This is a genomic window from Brucella sp. NBRC 12953, from assembly GCF_040369775.1.
In the GTDB taxonomy this organism is placed as follows: domain Bacteria; phylum Pseudomonadota; class Alphaproteobacteria; order Rhizobiales; family Rhizobiaceae; genus Brucella; species Brucella pseudogrignonensis.
This window is the reverse complement of the sequence record NZ_BAABSV010000006.1, coordinates 83406-99886: the sequence shown is the minus strand read 5'-3', so window position 1 is coordinate 99886 and position 16481 is coordinate 83406. Positions and strand designations below refer to the sequence as shown.

The following is a 16481-nucleotide window of genomic DNA, read 5'->3' as shown; positions in this document are numbered from 1 at the left end:
ACTGTCTACAGTATATGTTGGAAATTAGATGGTACGGACGGGTGGATTCGAACCACCGACCTCAGGAGCCACAATCCTGCGCTCTAACCAACTGAGCTACGACCGCGTACCTAAATCTCAACGAACTCGCTTCGGTGTCCGTCGACAGGGGGTCACATACGGAGAATCGAACCACATTGCAAGTGATTATAATGATCTTTTTTGAAGATTTCCCCGTTTGTTAGCTCGAAAGCCGCAATCGTTAAAATTCGACGCAATCCGGTTACCATGTTTTATGCATGGTTGTGCATAAACGCGGATTATCCACCGACACATAAAATTGCCTTACCTGCATTAACTAATGGAACAGAAAGTAAGGTCCATATCGAATGCAAATATGGACCCGAACCCGCAAGAGGCTTATTAACAGATCGTTAAGAGGTTTCTTGGGTGGACGGAAGAACAGGTAAAGGACCGGTATGTCAGGATCATACCCCTTCATCGATATTGCCGCGCTGGATCAAATCCGCGAAGGCTTTGCCAAGGGCGACGCGCAGCTCGTGCTGACGCGCGACTTATCGACAGTGCTTTGGGCAAATGGCGCTGGCGCAAACCTCTTTGGCCATGATCGTATCGAAGACCTGATCGCCGGCGCCCTTGATCTGCCGGTCGCAACGCGCCGACAGATTACAGCTTCCACCGATGAAACCGACATCGCGCCCAGGATTGTTGCCGTTCGTCTGGGCGGAGGAATGCGGGCCGAACTGACCCGCCTGAAGATTTCGAATATCGCCCTGCCCGATGGCATTGAAGCCTTGCTGATGTCTGTCGACCGTCAGAATGTTAAGCCGGGCGATATTATTTCCGGCCTTGCTGATGACACAACGCATGTCGCACTCATTGATGCACAGGCGAGAATTCTTGCTGCGAGCTCACGTTTTGCAGCGCTTGATATTTCCGCATCCACCCTTGAAGATCTAATCGTCGAAGCAGAAGATGCGGATGATCATCTGGTCAAGCGGCGTATTCGTGCGGGAAAGCATTCAGTTCCGGGTGCGCTGGCGCGTCTTTCAGACGACCCTGCTCTGCACCTGCTCTGCATTATCGGCGAAGCGACACAGGCGGCTTTGACCGCCGATGCGCCTTTGGCTGAACAAAATATCGTACCCGCAGTGAAAGACACAGCGGTCGAGACCGAAGAGGTCCAGAAGCCAAAGGAATTTGCTTTTGACCGTAACGGCGCACCAGCCCGCTTCATATGGAAGACGGATGCGGCCGGTACATTTACCGAACTATCGCCAGAACTGGGCATCATTATCGGGCCTAATGCTGCCGATGTTATCGGTCGCCGCTTTGCGGAAGTTGCCAATGTATTTGGCTTCGACACAGATGGCGCTATCGCCGTTCTGCTGCAAAAGCGCGATACCTGGTCCGGTAAAAAGCTGCTTTGGCCGGTTGAGGGCACAAATCTCCGCGTGCCAGTAGAGCTTGCCGCCCTTCCCGTTTACTCGCGCGATCGCGAATTTATCGGTTTCCGTGGTTTCGGCCTTGTGAACCCACAGGATGCAGAAGCAGACCCTGAAACCATCGGCATTGTGCTGGCTGGCGGTGTTCCGCAAAAGCGCGTTCCAGAAGAACAACAGAGCAGTCTACCGCTCGACGGTGCGGACGATGATGTTTTGGCGCTTTCAGAAGAAGTTGCGAATGACGATCATCCTTCAGAAGCCAAATATCAGCCACCTGTGGTTCTGACTCCTAATCCGGGTCGTCGGGAATCCGACAAGGTGCTTGAGCTTCTCAACGCTGCAGCCCGCGAAAAAGTCGCGGCGGATCACGAAAAAGAACACAAGACAAAGACTGACAAACGCCCTGAAGGCGGCCTGACTGCCACCGAGCGCAATGCATTCCGCGAAATCGCTGACCGCTTGCGCAAGCAAGGTCTCGCTAACTCGCGTCAGGATCAAGATGCAACAGATGAGAAGACAATTGCAGCGGAGCAGATAAAACCTGCCGCCGAACGCGCCTCACCTGTCGCGCTGGTTTCGGAACCTGCTCAAACAAATTCCGGCGAACAGCCTGCCACAGAGGCCACAACACCCGCTGTTTCTGAAGAAAAGGTGTTTGCTGACGAAACGGCTTTGCTTGCCAATCTGCCTGTGCCGGTGATTATTCAGTCTGGCGGCGATATCCATTACGTCAATCAGGCGCTGCTTGATCTGACGGGTTATGACGCGATTGAAGACATCCGTGAGGCTGGTGGCGTTGATGCGCTTTTTAACAGCGAAGCCGACGACAGTGAAAAACGCCAGGGCATGGTGTTACGTCATGCCGACGGCCATGAAGAACCGGTCGATGCACATCTTAATGCGATCAACTGGCGTTCTGGCCGCGCATTGATGCTGAGCCTTATGCCTGTCGCAGTTGAAACGACTGCACTTGTTCAAAGTACACCAGAACCGGCCCCTGAGGATCGCTCTGAAAAGCAGGAACTGCAGGCCCATATCGAAGAGCTCAAGACCATTCTCGACACCGCAACCGATGGTGTTGTGCTGATTGATCCCGAGGGCCGCATTCGCTCGATGAACCATTCGGCCTCGGCGCTGTTTGGCTACGATCAGGACGATACGGAAGGCAAGTTCTTCTCCATGCTCTTTGCCATCGAAAGCCAGCGTGCGGCGATGGATTATCTGCATGGCCTTTCCGGTAATGGCGTTTTGAGTGTCCTCAATGACGGACGCGAGGTGATTGGTCGTGAAGCACAGGGCGGTTTCATTCCGCTGTTCATGACTATTGGCAAGCTACCGCATACAAACGGATATTGTGCAGTTCTGCGCGACATTACTCAGTGGAAGCGCACAGAGGAAGAACTGACCAATGCACGTCGCGAAGCCGAACGTGCGTCCAGTCAGAAAACGGAATTCCTTGCGCGTATCAGCCATGAAATTCGCACGCCCCTCAATGCCATTATCGGCTTCTCGGAACTAATGTCCGATGAAAAATTCGGCCCGATCGGCAACGAGCGTTATCGCGACTATCTGCGTGACATCAACCGTTCCGGCAATCATGTGCTGGCATTGGTCAACGATCTCCTTGATATTTCAAAGATCGAAGCCGGTGCGCTCGACATGCAGTTCGAAGCGGTTTCGCTCAATGACGCTATCGGCGAAGCCATTGCGCTCATGCAGCCGCAGGCCAACCGCGAACGTGTCATTATCCGTTCCAGCTTCCAGTCGAACCTGCCGGATATCGTCGCCGATGCGCGCTCGATCAAGCAGGTCGCACTCAACCTGCTCTCCAATGCCGTACGCTTCACCGCAACCGGCGGACAGGTTATCGTTTCGACGAATTACGAGCTGAATGGCGATGTCGTGATGCGTGTGCGAGATACCGGCGTCGGTATGACCAAGGCTGAAATCGAACAGGCACTGAAGCCGTTCCGTCAGGTCAACACGATGCAGCGGCGTCAGGCCGAAAGCGCAAAAGACTGGCGCAACGAAGGCACGGGACTTGGACTTCCGCTGACCAAGGCGATGGTTGAAGCCAACCGCGCACAGTTTGCCATCGACTCCACACCCGGCCAGGGAACTGTGGTGGAAATCGTTTTCCCACCCACACGCGTTCTCGCGGAATGATCGAAGCGTATCCCGAAAAGTGGGAACCGGTTTTCGGAAAAGATAGAGCATTTTCAATAGGAAATGCTCTAGATATGAATAAAAGCCCTCCGGCCGGAGGGCTTTTCATTTGCAAACAAAAAAAGCGCCGGCAAAAGCCAGCGCGATAAATCTCAGAGACAAAGACACGAAAGCAAGTGACAGATAAGCACAACAAGCGGCTCGATCATTACTCAGTGTTGCATTCTATATCGCGCCTAGCTGGTTAATACGGCCTTAAAATCCGATGTCGGAATTTAGAGATTGGAAACTCCTGTAAAATCAGGGTTAATTTCTGAGAAACAATTGTTTAACCATAAGATGGAATCAGCATAGGCGGCTTTGCTTTGCCACAGTGCTGAGCTAGTTTAGATTACGGAATATGTCTCACTGATAGGATGGTTGATGCGCTGGCCGAAGTTTATGCGCCTTATTATTGCGCTCGTCATTCTGGGCGCGGCAGCGGTCGCTACCCTGCTCGCGATCATACCTTTCATCGTCTCAACCGATGCGATCCGCATTCGTGTGGCGCAGGAAATCAGCGCGTGGACCGGCTATAGCGTTGAACTGCGCGAAGCACCGCGCTTGCGCGTGTTTCCGGTTCTTCGGGCTTCGCTCGATGGCGTGACACTTAGCAAACTGTCCGATCAGGGTGCCAAGCCTTTCATGAGCGCCAACCGCATTGAAATCGAGCTTTCGCCGCTTGATGCTATCATGGGCAGGCTGTCATTCTCTGAAACACAGATTGTAAGGCCGCATTTTAACATTGGCGGTCCGGTCGATAATTTTTCTGAGCTGCTGGATGCGATTGCAAGTTCGAATGGTCGATTGGGCACAGCGATACGCGCGCAACGCGCCTTGCAGCAGCAAAATGGCGGCAATGACAAGACTCTTGCAACGCAGCAGGCTTCGCAGCCTTTTGGCCGCGTTGTGGTTCGCGACGGCACAATCTCGTTCAACCACCCGGATTCGGAAGAAGAACCAAAAGAAGACCAGCAGATCACCAAGGTGAATGCCACTCTCGAATGGCCACGCACATCAAGTGCTGCAACGCTTCGCGGCAGTGCGCTATGGCGCGGCGAGAACACCCAGTTCAGCCTGACTGCAGCGCAAGCCCTTCCGTTGCTCGCAGGTGGCACTTCTGACGTGACCGCGAGCTTTACGTCCAACCCGGTCAACATCACCTTTGAGGGCAAAGCCAATATTTCCAATGATCGCTTCTTTGAAGGTGCTTTGAGCGCCAAGACGCCTTCATTGAGCAATTCGCTGCGTTGGCTTGCCTTGCCACCTGTCGCGGGCAGCACAGAAATCGGCGCCTTCTCACTCGACTCCACCATCACCTCCACACCGCGTCGGTTGAAATTTGCCGATGTCGAGATGACGACGGATGAAAGCCCGGCCAAGGGTGTGATCGAGATTGGATTTGAGCAGGAAACGCCCGCCGTCACGGGAACGCTCGCTTTTGAGAAACTGAACCTGCGTCGCCTGTTTTCGATCTTTGTGCCGCTGCCTGTAAGCCAGCCCCGCTCGCCGAGCGAACGTGATCAGAACGAACGCGACACCATTGATACAAGCTTCATCAATCGATCCGAGTTGGATTTGCGGCTGTCAGCACAGACGGCAACTGCCGGGCCTGTCTCAATGACGGGTGTGGCTGCAGCCGTCCAGATCAGAGGCGGCCGTGCGATGTTCGATATCGGCGACGCCAAAGCCTTCAATGGTATTCTTCAGGCCAATCTCCAGATTGTGCGCGATTTGAAGACCGCCAGTGGCGAATTGCGCTTTAATGCCTCCGACATCGATAGCTCGCAGCTGTTTGCGGCGCTCGGCTTTGACAAACCTTTCATCAATGGCAAAGGCAATGTGTCGTTGTTCATGAAGGGACCGGCCAATCGCTGGTCCGGCTTGCTCAACAATGCGCAGGGCAATGTCTCGGTACAGTTAAACAATGGCCAGATGCAGGGCTTTTCGGTTCAGGACTTTCTGACCAAGGCACAAAGCCAGGGCTTCTTTGCCCTTGAGCGACAGGACAATGTCTCGCTCGCCTTCAATCGCCTCGATATGAAAGCCAACCTCTCGGATGGTGTGGCATCGCTGGAAAATGCGACATTGGCAACGTCGGAAGGCACGCTCAACCTTGCTGGCATTGTGCCTTTTGTCGATCGCAGTCTGGCGCTGAGTGGCGAAGTTATCTTCCCTGACAGCCAGCCCCAGCAACAGCAGAATGCCGACAATCAGCAGGGCCAGCCAGCCCAGGGCGATCCAAACGCTCAGGGCGCGGCAGCGAAGCCGCCGCTTCATTTCTTCGTCGGCGGCTCATGGGATCGACCATTTATTTCCCCATCATCGACAGGAAGCGGAACGGGGCAGTAAACCTGCCCCGCCGCATTTTTCTACAGATTATCCGATGCGGAATGCCGCCTGTTCATCACGGCGGCGCTGCACTTCGCGGCGCTTGTTGACGACCGATGCAATGATAACACCTGTCGTCACCAGGGCGATAAGAATGGTACAAACCGCATTGATTTCCGGCGTCACACCGAGCCGCACCTGTGAGTAAATCTTCATCGGAAGCGTTGTTGCACCCGGACCCGATGTGAAGCTTGCAATCACCAGATCGTCGAGCGAAAGGGTGAAGGCCAGCATCCAGCCGGAAACCACCGCAGGCAGAATAACCGGCAAAGTGATTTTCATAAACGTGGTTACGGGTGGCGCGCCAAGATCCATCGCCGCCTCTTCCAGCGAATGATCAAAGCTTACCAGACGCGATTGCACAACGACAGCCACGAAACACATCGAGAAGGTGATGTGTGCAAGCGTTACCGTCCAGAAACCACGATCAAAGTTCATCGCCACGAACAAAAGCAGCAGCGAAAGACCGGTGATGACATCCGGCATGACCAACGGCGCATAGACCATGCCCGAAAACAGGATGCGCCCGCGAAACCGCGTGTAGCGGGTCAATGCCAGGGCTGCCAGCGTGCCAAGCACGGTTGCAATCGTGGCCGACAAAAGCCCGACGCGGATCGTCACCCATGCCGCATCCATCAGCGCCTGATTGCGGAACAGTTCCACATACCATTTGGTCGAGAAGCCCGCCCAGACAGTGACCAGACGGGATTCATTGAACGAATAGATAACCAGCAGAACTATCGGCAGGTAGAGAAAGGCAAAGCCGAGCGCGACTGATGCGATGTTAAAACGAGACCAGTTGTTCTGCATCTTATTTCCCCTTCTCCTGCTGGCGCGCCTGCGCCTGCTGGAAAATCACAATCGGCACGATAAGCAGGAGCAGCAGAACCACTGCCACCGCCGAAGAAACCGGCCAGTCGCGATTGGAGAAGAACTCACTCCAGATTGTTTTACCGATCATCAGTGTCTGCGAACCACCAAGAAGATCAGGGATCACAAATTCACCAACGGCCGGGATGAACACAAGGAAACAACCCGCTACGACGCCTGCAAGCGACAACGGAAACGTGATTTTCCAGAAAGCCGAGAAAGCTGTGCAGCCCAGATCCTGTGCTGCTTCGATCAGCGAGTAATCCATCTTTTCGAGTGACGAGTAGATCGGCAGGATCATGAACGGCAGGTAGGAATAGACGATACCGATAAAGACGGCTGTATCCGTGTTCAGAATGTTAAGCGGCGTATCGATGACATTGAGCCACATCAGGAACTGGTTAAGCAGGCCTTCAGGCTTGAGGATACCGATCCACGCATAAACGCGGATAAGGAACGATGTCCAGAACGGCAGAATGACCAGCATCAACAATGTCGGGCGAAGACTTTGCGGCGCACGCGCCATGCCATAGGCCATCGGATAAGCGACAAGCAACGTCAGGAACGTCGAGATTGCTGCAATCCGCACGCTGGAGAGATACGCCATATAGTAAAGCGGATCATCCATCAGCCAGAGGTAATTATCAAAGGAGAGCTGCTTCACGCGCTCCCATGCAAGGCTGAAGCCCTGCGTCAGATCAATGACCGGCTGATAAGGCGGGATCGCCATCGTGACTTCGGACAACGAAATCTTGAAGACGATGAAAAATGGAACCAGAAAGAAGATCAACAGCCACAGATAAGGCACTGCGATCACGAGGCGACTGGTTATGGAAGCAATGAGCTTTTGCATGTGCCTCCCCTCCTCAGGCTGTCAGCACCAGACCGGCATCGGTATCGAACGAAACCCATACGCGCTCATCATAGGTCAGCGGGTTTTCCGTCTTGCGCACGGCATTCAGGCTTGCAGCCTTGATGGTGCGGCCATTGTCGAGACGAACGTGGAAAACCGTCATATCGCCAAAATAGGCAATATCCCAAAGCTCACCCTCAACCGCATTGACGGAGGTTTCTTCCGGCTTTTCGCGGGTGATGCGTGTCTTTTCAGGGCGCACTGCATACCAGACCTTCTGGCCAGCGCTCAGCTGTTCGCGGGTTTCGGTCTGAATATTGAAGCCGAATTTTTCGGTGGCGATTTCTGCCTCACCATTCGCGGCTTTCACCACTTCGCCTTCAATGATGTTCACATTACCGATGAAGTCGGCCACGAACTTGGAGCCCGGCGCTTCATATACTTCGGCAGGTGTTGCCACCTGCATGATACGGCCCTTGTCCATAACGGCGATACGATCGGACATTGTCATGGCTTCTTCCTGATCGTGGGTGACGACCATGAAAGTGAGACCAAGCTTGACCTGCAAATCCATCAGCTCGAACTGTGTTTCTTCGCGCAGCTTCTTGTCGAGCGCGCCAAGCGGTTCGTCGAGCAGCAGCACTTTTGGACGTTTCGCAACGGCGCGGGCCAAGGCCACACGCTGGCGCTGACCGCCCGAAAGCTGATGCGGCTTGCGCTTGCCATATTGCTCAAGCTTTACGAGCTTCAGCATTTCAGCAACGCGGGCATCGATTTCCGATTTTGCCATGCCGTCCTGCTTGAGACCGAAAGCAATATTGTTTTCAACAGTCATATGCGGGAACAGTGCATAGGACTGGAACATCATGTTTACCGGACGCTTATAGGGAGGAATGCCGCGCATATCCTGACCATCAAGGGTGATTCGACCAGATGTCGGCTCTTCAAAACCAGCCAACATACGCATCAGCGTGGTCTTGCCGCAACCGGACGCCCCTAGCAGCGCGAAGAACTCTCGATTGAAAACATTCAGCGACAGATTATCAACAGCAGTAAAATCGCCGAAAATCTTGGTCACATTTTCAAAAGAAATATAAGGCTTCGCCGCCGGATCATTCCAGGGTGCGAATTTGCGGCGAAAGCTGCCAAAAGATTCCATTCCGTTCCCCTATCGACTTATCAGGAACCTGACATTCACAGGCACAGCCTGCCATTGATCTACTACAAGACGTAGAGCGGCCCAGCTGTACGAACAGTGAGCCGCTCTCAATTTCAACGGGCAAACCCGCGTCGGCTAATAATAGCCGTCATATTATCCGACTGTTACTGGCCTGTGACGATCTTGGTCCAGGCGCGTGTAACAACGCGCTGCACCTTGGTGTCATAAGGCGTCGGTACGAAGAGCTTCTTCAGAACTTCATCGCTTGGATAGATAGCCGGATCATCAAGAATTTCCTTGTCGATGAATTCCTGCGATGCCTTGTTGCCGTTTGCATAGAACACGAAGTTCGACGCCTTGGCTGCAACTTCCGGACGCATGATATAGTTCATGAATTCAAGCGCTTCAGGCACATTCTTCGCATCTGCCGGGATCGCCATCTGGTCGAACCACATCAGCGCGCCTTCCTTCGGGATCGAGTAACCGATCTCTACGCCCTGTTTCGCCTTCTCTGCACGATCACGTGCCTGGAAGATGTCGCCCGAATAGCCAACGGCCATGCAGATATCGCCGTTAGCCAGCGCATTGATATATTCCGAAGAATGGAACTTGCGGATATTCGGACGAATCTTGAGATAAAGTTCCTGCGCCTTTTCGAGATCTTCCGGCGATGGGGAATTTGGATCAAGTCCGAGATAGTTCAGAGCCGGACGCAGCATTTCACTGGCTGAATCGAGCAGGTAAATGCCGCAGCCTTTAAGCTTTGCCGATTTTTCCGGATCGAAAAGAACGTCCCACGAGTCAATCGTGTCGGTGCCCAGCGCTTCCTTGATTTTGGCCTTGTTATAGCCAATGCCGGTCGTGCCCCACATGTAGTTGATGGAATATTCGTTGCCCGGATCGTAGGTCGCGGCACGGGTTGAGATTTCGTCCCACATGTTCTTGAGGTTCGGGAGCTTGTCTTTATCCAACTTCAGGAACACGCCCGCTGGGATCTGGCGGCCAAGGAATTCGCCCGATGGCACCACGAGATCGTAGCCGCTGCCGCCTGCAAGAAGCTTGGTTTCGAGAATTTCGTTGGAATCATAAACGTCGTAAACGACCTTGATGCCGGTTTCCTTGGTGAAATCCTTGAGGATCGAATCGTCGATGTAATCCGACCAGTTATAGATATTGACCACCCGCTCCTGCGCGCTTGCGGGAAATACGGCGGCGCTTACAAGGCCAGAAACCATTGTAGTCGCCAGAAGAAAGGATTTCATCCTCATCGCTTGCTCCATTCTGCACCGTGATTCCAGGTACAGCTCAAGGGTGGGTAAACTGTTTCAACTTCATAGTTTTTTAGATTGTGCAGCATTCGTCAACCGGCTGATGACAAGACGAACACAAAAATTGCGATGTCGCGCCATTTGCAGACCGTCAGAGCTAAAATCTTCCGGCTCTACTGGAAGTCGAAAGCCGATAATCCCGCCACCATTTCATCAAGTCCCAATGGACGGGTAAGCGGCGGCTCGGCCCGTGTGATACAGCCCTGTCGCTCACAAAGCCGACAGGCCGGTCCGATTTCCGTGCGCGGAGCACTATTCGCACCATAAATTGTCTCAGAACCTGCATCGAGCGAGCAGCCGAGAAGAATGGCAGTGCGCCGCGGACGTTCATTGAAAGCGCCTTGCGGTCCTTCAAGTGTTCGCGCAATCGTCAGAAAAGCGGAACCATCGGGCAATTCGGCTGGTTCCACCAACAACTGCCCCGCTTGTGTAAAGGCCGCATAGACCGGCAGCTTGGGACATTGCCCACCAAACCGGACAGGAAACCCTTGCGAGCCCGCCATGCGCAAGCGATTGCCCGCATGGTCGATTTCCATCAAGAAAAACGGCAAAGCAGCATTACCCTGTCGTTGAAGCGTTGTGAGCCGGTTCGCCGCCTGCTGAAACGACACACCAAAGCGCGAGCGCAACACGTCAACATCATAGCGCGCCCGCACAGCCGCATCGCGAAACTGCCGATAGGGCATCATCAAGGCCTGCGCCGCATAACGCGCCAGCTCAAAACGCGCGATGCGCTTTGCTTCACTGGACGAGAGTTTCAGCGCTTCCGTTTCGGCGCCGATCATCACCTGTATACGGATAAGCGCCGCCTCCATGGCAATTTCCTGCAACTGATCAAAGGGCGACAATCGCTCCGATATAAACAGCCGCTGCGAATGCCGGTCATAACGTCTGCGCCAGTTCGGCATGGTCGCGACGGGCAGCGTACGCACAGTAATGCCATGCTCGCGCCGCAGCCATTCTTTCAGTGCGCCCGACAGGTCGCCATCGGGCTTCAGCAGACCATAAAAACTCTCCGCCTCTTCTTCGATACGCGGATAATGATTGGGCCGCCGCGCCATGACATCACGGACCTCATCGAGCGGCAACCGCGTAGCGGAAAGCTGCGCATCGCTGCCTTCATGCGAAAGCAACTGCGACAAATCGGAAAGGCGCTGCTGCTGCTCACGATAGGCGCGATAAAGTTTGACGATCCCACTAGCAGCATTGGGTGCTGCCTCGCCAATTTCCACCAGCTCCTGATCGCCCGGCAATTCTCCCGTCAGCAGCGGATCGGAAAACACTTCCTTCAGGCCCGCAACCGTCGTGCCGCTTTCTGCCTGCAGGCTATCGAGATCGAGCTTGTAAACACTGGCAAGCTTTAACAGCAGCTGCACCGTCAGCGGACGCTGATTGCGCTCAATGAGATTGAGATAAGACGGCGAAATACCAAGCGCCTCGGCCATCGATGTCTGCGTCAGACCGCGCTCGTTGCGGATGCGCCTGATGCGTGGACCGGCAAAAATCTTGCGTTCGCTCATCAGGTCCTCCCAAACCAGCAATGATGAGTTTTACAACTCGTGACAAAATAGCTTCAAATTTCACCTTTGACAATATTTACAAATTTACAGATCCGCCCAGTCAATTTTCAGACAGCATTACCTCAATTATTTGGCCTTTTTTCTGCTTTTTCTGGCCGCTTAAGCAGTGGGATTGTAAATCTAGTCACAGAAAGAGCGACGATAATCTGCTCTTCAAAAACCTGATCCAAGTGTGAGGAGACACCGAAATGACAGATTTTTACAGCCTCATCCCTTCGGCACCCAAGGGCCGCTTTGACGGCATCCAGCGTGCGCATAAAGCCGAAGACGTGAAAAGGCTGCGCGGTTCGGTGGAGATCAAGTATTCGCTGGCCGAGATGGGTGCAAACCGTCTGTGGAAGCTCATCCACGAGGAAGACTTCGTCAACGCACTTGGCGCGCTTTCCGGCAATCAAGCCATGCAAATGGTTCGCGCCGGATTGAAGGCGATCTACCTTTCTGGTTGGCAGGTTGCAGCGGATGCGAACACGGCTTCAGCCATGTATCCCGACCAGTCGCTTTACCCGGCTAATGCCGCACCTGAACTCGCCAAGCGCATCAACAAGACGTTGCAGCGTGCCGACCAGATTGAAACAGCAGAAGGCAAAGGACTGTCGGTCGATACGTGGTTTGCGCCAATTGTTGCCGATGCGGAAGCAGGCTTCGGTGGACCGCTGAATGCTTTCGAGATCATGAAGGCCTTCATCGAAGCGGGTGCTGCCGGTGTGCATTATGAAGACCAGCTGGCATCTGAAAAGAAGTGCGGCCATCTGGGCGGCAAAGTTCTGATCCCGACTGCGGCCCATATCCGCAACCTCAATGCGGCACGCCTGGCGGCTGACGTTATGGGAACTTCCACGCTGGTTATCGCCCGCACGGATGCGGAAGCCGCCAAACTTCTGACCTCGGATATTGACGAACGCGATCAGCCTTTCGTTGATTATGATGCGGGCCGCACTGCGGAAGGATTTTATCAGGTGAAGAACGGCATCGAGCCGTGCATCGCCCGTGCGATTGCCTATGCGCCCTATTGCGATCTGATCTGGATGGAAACATCAAAGCCCGATCTCGAGCAGGCTCGTCGCTTTGCGGAAGCCGTGCATAAGGCGCATCCGGGCAAGAAGCTCGCTTATAACTGCTCGCCGTCGTTCAACTGGAAAAAGAACCTCGACGACGCAACGATTGCCAAGTTCCAGCGTGAGCTGGGCGCGATGGGCTACAAGTTCCAGTTCATCACGCTGGCCGGTTTCCACCAGCTCAACTTCGGCATGTTCGAACTGGCACGCGGCTACAAAGATCGTCAGATGGCGGCCTATTCCGAGCTGCAGCAGGCAGAATTTGCAGCTGAAGCCAATGGTTACACCGCAACCAAACACCAGCGCGAAGTCGGCACCGGCTATTTCGATGCCGTGTCGCTCGCAATCACCGGCGGCCAGTCTTCGACCACCGCCATGAAGGAATCCACCGAAACAGCACAGTTCCGTCCGGCTGCTGAGTGACGCCCAATTCTTGAGAGGAGAATAACAATGGCTTCGATTGCACGCGTTAAGGAAAGAGCCGAAGAGCAATCAACCTCGATGAGCACCGATCAGCAAAGCGCGATCCGTATGCTTGCCAATGACCTGCACCGCCTCAACCAGTCGGTTATGAATGCAGTCGAGGCCGGTGTTTCCGTTGAGCTGGTTCGCTCCGCTCGACATCATGGTGGCGAAGGCAACTGGGGAGATCTGCTGATCCCGGTTATCGTTACCCGAAACCCATGATGACGCTCACGACAATTGCCTTCGCCACCATGCTTTTTATTTTTGTGTGCCTACGGCAACACGGGAATGGCGAAGGCAAATGGGGGGATCTGCTGATCCCGGTTATCATTACCCGAAACCCATGATGACGCTCACGACCATTACCTTCACCGTGATATTGTTTACTTCGGCGAAGCTGCGGCGACGGGAAATAACGAGCGTAAATGTCGCATACCGGTCGTTTCATCCAAAGAAAGTCGATTAGACCTTGATATACCAGTTCATCCATGTTGGACTGGCCTGACTGACCTCCCCGGCTGGCTCTGCCAGTCGGGTTCTTTTTTACATGAGCAGGTAATCTTTCGGCTGCGGCAGGTCTGGCAAATTCGTTTCACCCAATGCTTCGCGCAGATTGATCTCGATCGTATCAGCGATCGCGCCGATCGGAAGATCATTGGGCAGCGTGCCAAAGGGTTCTTCCAGCTCATCGCCAAGCGCATCAAGACCGAAGAAGGTGTAAGCGACCAGCGTGGTCGCGAACGGCGTTCCCCAGCCCAGCATATCTGCAAAACCAAAGGGAATGAAAAAGCAGAACAGATAGGCCGTGCGGTGCAACAGCAACGTGTAGCCAAACGGCACCGGCGTAAAGCGCAGACGCTCGCAGGCCGCCTGCACTTCGGAAAGGCTTTTCACCGTTTCATCAAGTGTCTGGAAATCTATCGCATCAATACGCCCTGCACCGCGCAATTCTGCAAGTATCTCACCAATTTTGCGTAGAATGAAATCCGGCCCGTTGCGGCTTGCAGTAAAGGCTGCTTGCTCATCAGAATTAAGCCACTTGTGGGCTTTTGCCTGACCATCATCTGGCCGAAGATGCGGCACCATCGACTGCGTGAATGCAATCACATAATGAAGAAGCTTCGCGCGCGCGCCTTCCGCACCCGACAGATGGTCCAGCACCATTGTCTGACGCGAAAAGCTGCGTGCCACATGCACAAGTTTGCCCCAGACTTTGCGCGCTTCCCACCAGCGGTCGTAGCAAGCATTGTTGCGGAAGCCCAAAAAGATCGAAAGCGCAATGCCAAGCAGCGCGAAGGCTGTGCCATTGTTGAATGCCGGAACCCAACCCGGAAAGGCGCGATGCGCCCAGACCACAACGAGCGACAGTACGAATACCGCAAAGATTTGTGGCAATATCCGCGTGACAATAGAGCCTTTGAGGATGAAGAATAATTTCCACAAGGGCGGACGCGGACGAACGATCATTTTAGTGCATATCCCAGAATGTTACGGGCGGTGCTTATAGTCTTTGCGCTTCTTCGCCAAGCATCGCAAGTTCTGAACTCGATCAAATCTTGATGCGTTCTTGACAATTGCCATCAATAAGCAGGGCCCATAAAACCGTCGCAGGACGCAATCAGGAGCCACTATGTCCATTCAATCGCTCGTCGACACCGTTGCAAATCGGGTCAATATCGATCAGCCGCTTGCCGAAAAACTGACCGGATCAGTTTTTTCCGTGCTGCAACACAGCACACCGGAAATTGGAGAGAAAGTGTTCGAGCTTTTACCCGATGCGAAGCCGCTGGCGGAAAGCCATGACGTGCTCGCCACGGGAAGCGGCGGTTTTCTCGGTGTTTTTTCAGGTTTGATGGACACAATTGCTGGCGAAAAGATGAGCGCGTTGCTCAAAGCTGCTGCCAATCTCCGCACAAGCGGTCTTTCAAGCGAGCAGATCACCGATGCCGGAAATCAGGTGTTTCTATATATCCGTGAACGCGATCCAAATCTGGTGGACCAACTGATTATTGCAGCTCCATCCATCAAAGAGCATTTCGGACTTTAAAACGATAGCGCGCCGTGAAAGATATTTCGATGGCGCGCTATTCAGATTATTTAAGTGTCTTTTCCAGTATCGACCATTGCTCGTCACGCGTCACCGGCCCCATACCCGCATTATGCGCCAGCATATTTCGGTTCAGGCGCACAAATACGACTTTTTCATCGCCTTTCTCAGCCCATCCGACATACCAGCCAAATTGACGACGCCGATCCGGCTTGCCCTTGGGACCTGTTTCAAACGCCGAACCGGTTTTGCCATGAGCTGTCCAGCCGTTTGAAAGCTTATGGCTCGGCAGAATGGCCATGGTTTTGGTCATTGCAGCTTCCGAGAACGGCAGCTTGTTATTGACCATTTTCATCAGAAAATCCGCCTGCTCATTGGGCGATATCGTCAGCGACGAGGAAATCCATGAGCGCAACATGCCGTTATTCTTGCCCGGATCGCCGCTCAGATCACGATTGCCGTAGTTGAGTTGGTCTGTGTATTCCTGAAACTTTTCTTTTCCGAGCTTCCGCGTCAGCTCCTGTGAGAACCAGACTACCGACTGGTCTTCCCAATAGGTCGGATCGACAGATTGTTTCCAAGATTCACGCCACGCCGGATAACCCTCCTTGTAAGGCCAGGACGGGTTGTGGCTATCTTTTAATATGCCGCTTTCAAAACCCATCAGCGCCAATGGCACTTTGAAGGTTGATGCCGGGCTGTTGCGCTTGTCGCAAATCTCGCCCTCTTTGGCGATGACCTCACCGCTGTTCGCATTGAGGATGATCATGCAGGTGAGTTTTTGACCTGCAGCCGAGGCCTGCCCTTGCAGGGCGAGCATCGCAAGCAAGGTGCCGCCTGCCAATCCGAAAGCCGCTTTGATCGTTCTTTGCATAAAGAAAATCTCCAAAAAAATGCATTTGGGAATTTTTCTCTCAAACGTGGCGCCAACATTACGCAAAAGTGGCAATCCACATCTTTGCCCCTCTTTGCAACTGAGCTGCTCACATGCTGACACAGCGGATGTTAACGAAGGGTGCCGACCGCCCAACAGGACCAACCTAGCCCGCAAAATACGCCACAATATTTAATGTTATTGTTGCT

Annotated in this window: 12 protein-coding genes and 1 tRNA gene; 5 read left to right on the top strand and 8 right to left on the bottom strand. The window is 53.7% G+C overall.

Annotated features, from left to right (window positions below):
- Nucleotides 1–29 precede the first annotated feature (29 nt).
- Nucleotides 30–106, bottom strand: a tRNA-His gene (locus ABWV94_RS15475).
- Between the two features lie 352 nt (nucleotides 107–458).
- Here ABWV94_RS15475 and pdhS point away from each other — a divergent pair.
- Nucleotides 459–3611, top strand: coding sequence for a cell-division control histidine kinase PdhS (gene pdhS / locus ABWV94_RS15470; protein WP_353414214.1), 3153 nt, complete (start codon nucleotides 459–461; stop codon nucleotides 3609–3611).
- A gap of 423 nt (nucleotides 3612–4034) precedes the next feature.
- Nucleotides 4035–6002, top strand: coding sequence for an AsmA family protein (locus ABWV94_RS15465; protein ID WP_105519673.1), 1968 nt, complete (start codon nucleotides 4035–4037; stop codon nucleotides 6000–6002).
- A gap of 27 nt (nucleotides 6003–6029) precedes the next feature.
- On the opposite strand, the gene ABWV94_RS15460 is transcribed toward ABWV94_RS15465, so the two are convergent.
- From ABWV94_RS15460 to ABWV94_RS15440, 5 genes are all read right to left on the bottom strand, one after another.
- Nucleotides 6030–6851: an ABC transporter permease gene (locus tag ABWV94_RS15460; protein ID WP_007879660.1), complete on the bottom strand. Its 822-nt coding sequence runs from the start codon at nucleotides 6849–6851 to the stop codon at nucleotides 6030–6032.
- Nucleotide 6852: 1 nt separating this feature from the next.
- Nucleotides 6853–7764, bottom strand: a complete 912-nt coding sequence (locus ABWV94_RS15455) for an ABC transporter permease subunit (protein ID WP_064321871.1) — start codon at nucleotides 7762–7764, stop codon at nucleotides 6853–6855.
- Nucleotides 7765–7777: 13 nt separating this feature from the next.
- On the bottom strand, nucleotides 7778–8923 hold the full coding sequence (locus ABWV94_RS15450) for an ABC transporter ATP-binding protein (protein WP_007879665.1): 1146 nt from the start codon (nucleotides 8921–8923) through the stop codon (nucleotides 7778–7780).
- A 164-nt stretch (nucleotides 8924–9087) separates the two neighbouring features.
- Nucleotides 9088–10191: a polyamine ABC transporter substrate-binding protein gene (locus tag ABWV94_RS15445; RefSeq protein WP_007879666.1), complete on the bottom strand. Its 1104-nt coding sequence runs from the start codon at nucleotides 10189–10191 to the stop codon at nucleotides 9088–9090.
- A 173-nt stretch (nucleotides 10192–10364) separates the two neighbouring features.
- Nucleotides 10365–11771 carry a helix-turn-helix domain-containing protein gene (locus ABWV94_RS15440; protein ID WP_353414211.1) on the bottom strand — a complete coding sequence of 469 codons (1407 nt, stop codon included), beginning with the start codon at nucleotides 11769–11771 and terminating at the stop codon, nucleotides 10365–10367.
- A 248-nt stretch (nucleotides 11772–12019) separates the two neighbouring features.
- Here ABWV94_RS15440 and aceA point away from each other — a divergent pair, with 248 nt between their 5' ends.
- Nucleotides 12020–13309, top strand: coding sequence for an isocitrate lyase (aceA, locus tag ABWV94_RS15435; protein WP_353414209.1), 1290 nt, complete (start codon nucleotides 12020–12022; stop codon nucleotides 13307–13309).
- A 27-nt stretch (nucleotides 13310–13336) separates the two neighbouring features.
- Nucleotides 13337–13573 (top strand): SMc00767 family acetate metabolism repressor, encoded by a 237-nt coding sequence (locus ABWV94_RS15430; protein ID WP_007879671.1) that lies wholly within the window; start codon nucleotides 13337–13339, stop codon nucleotides 13571–13573.
- Nucleotides 13574–13894: 321 nt separating this feature from the next.
- Here the strand turns inward: ABWV94_RS15430 and ABWV94_RS15425 are convergent, their stop codons facing one another.
- Complete coding sequence (locus ABWV94_RS15425; RefSeq protein ID WP_353414207.1) at nucleotides 13895–14818, bottom strand: bestrophin family protein; 924 nt, start codon at nucleotides 14816–14818, stop codon at nucleotides 13895–13897.
- 163 nt (nucleotides 14819–14981) lie between these two features.
- Between ABWV94_RS15425 and ABWV94_RS15420 the strand changes: the two genes are divergently transcribed.
- Entirely contained in the window at nucleotides 14982–15398 is a 417-nt protein-coding gene (locus tag ABWV94_RS15420; protein ID WP_113158195.1) for a DUF2267 domain-containing protein, read from the top strand.
- Between the two features lie 46 nt (nucleotides 15399–15444).
- Here the strand turns inward: ABWV94_RS15420 and blaOXA are convergent, their stop codons facing one another.
- Nucleotides 15445–16461, bottom strand: a complete 1017-nt coding sequence (gene blaOXA / locus ABWV94_RS15415; RefSeq protein WP_353414205.1) for an OXA-919 family class D beta-lactamase — start codon at nucleotides 16459–16461, stop codon at nucleotides 15445–15447.
- Nucleotides 16462–16481 lie beyond the last annotated feature (20 nt).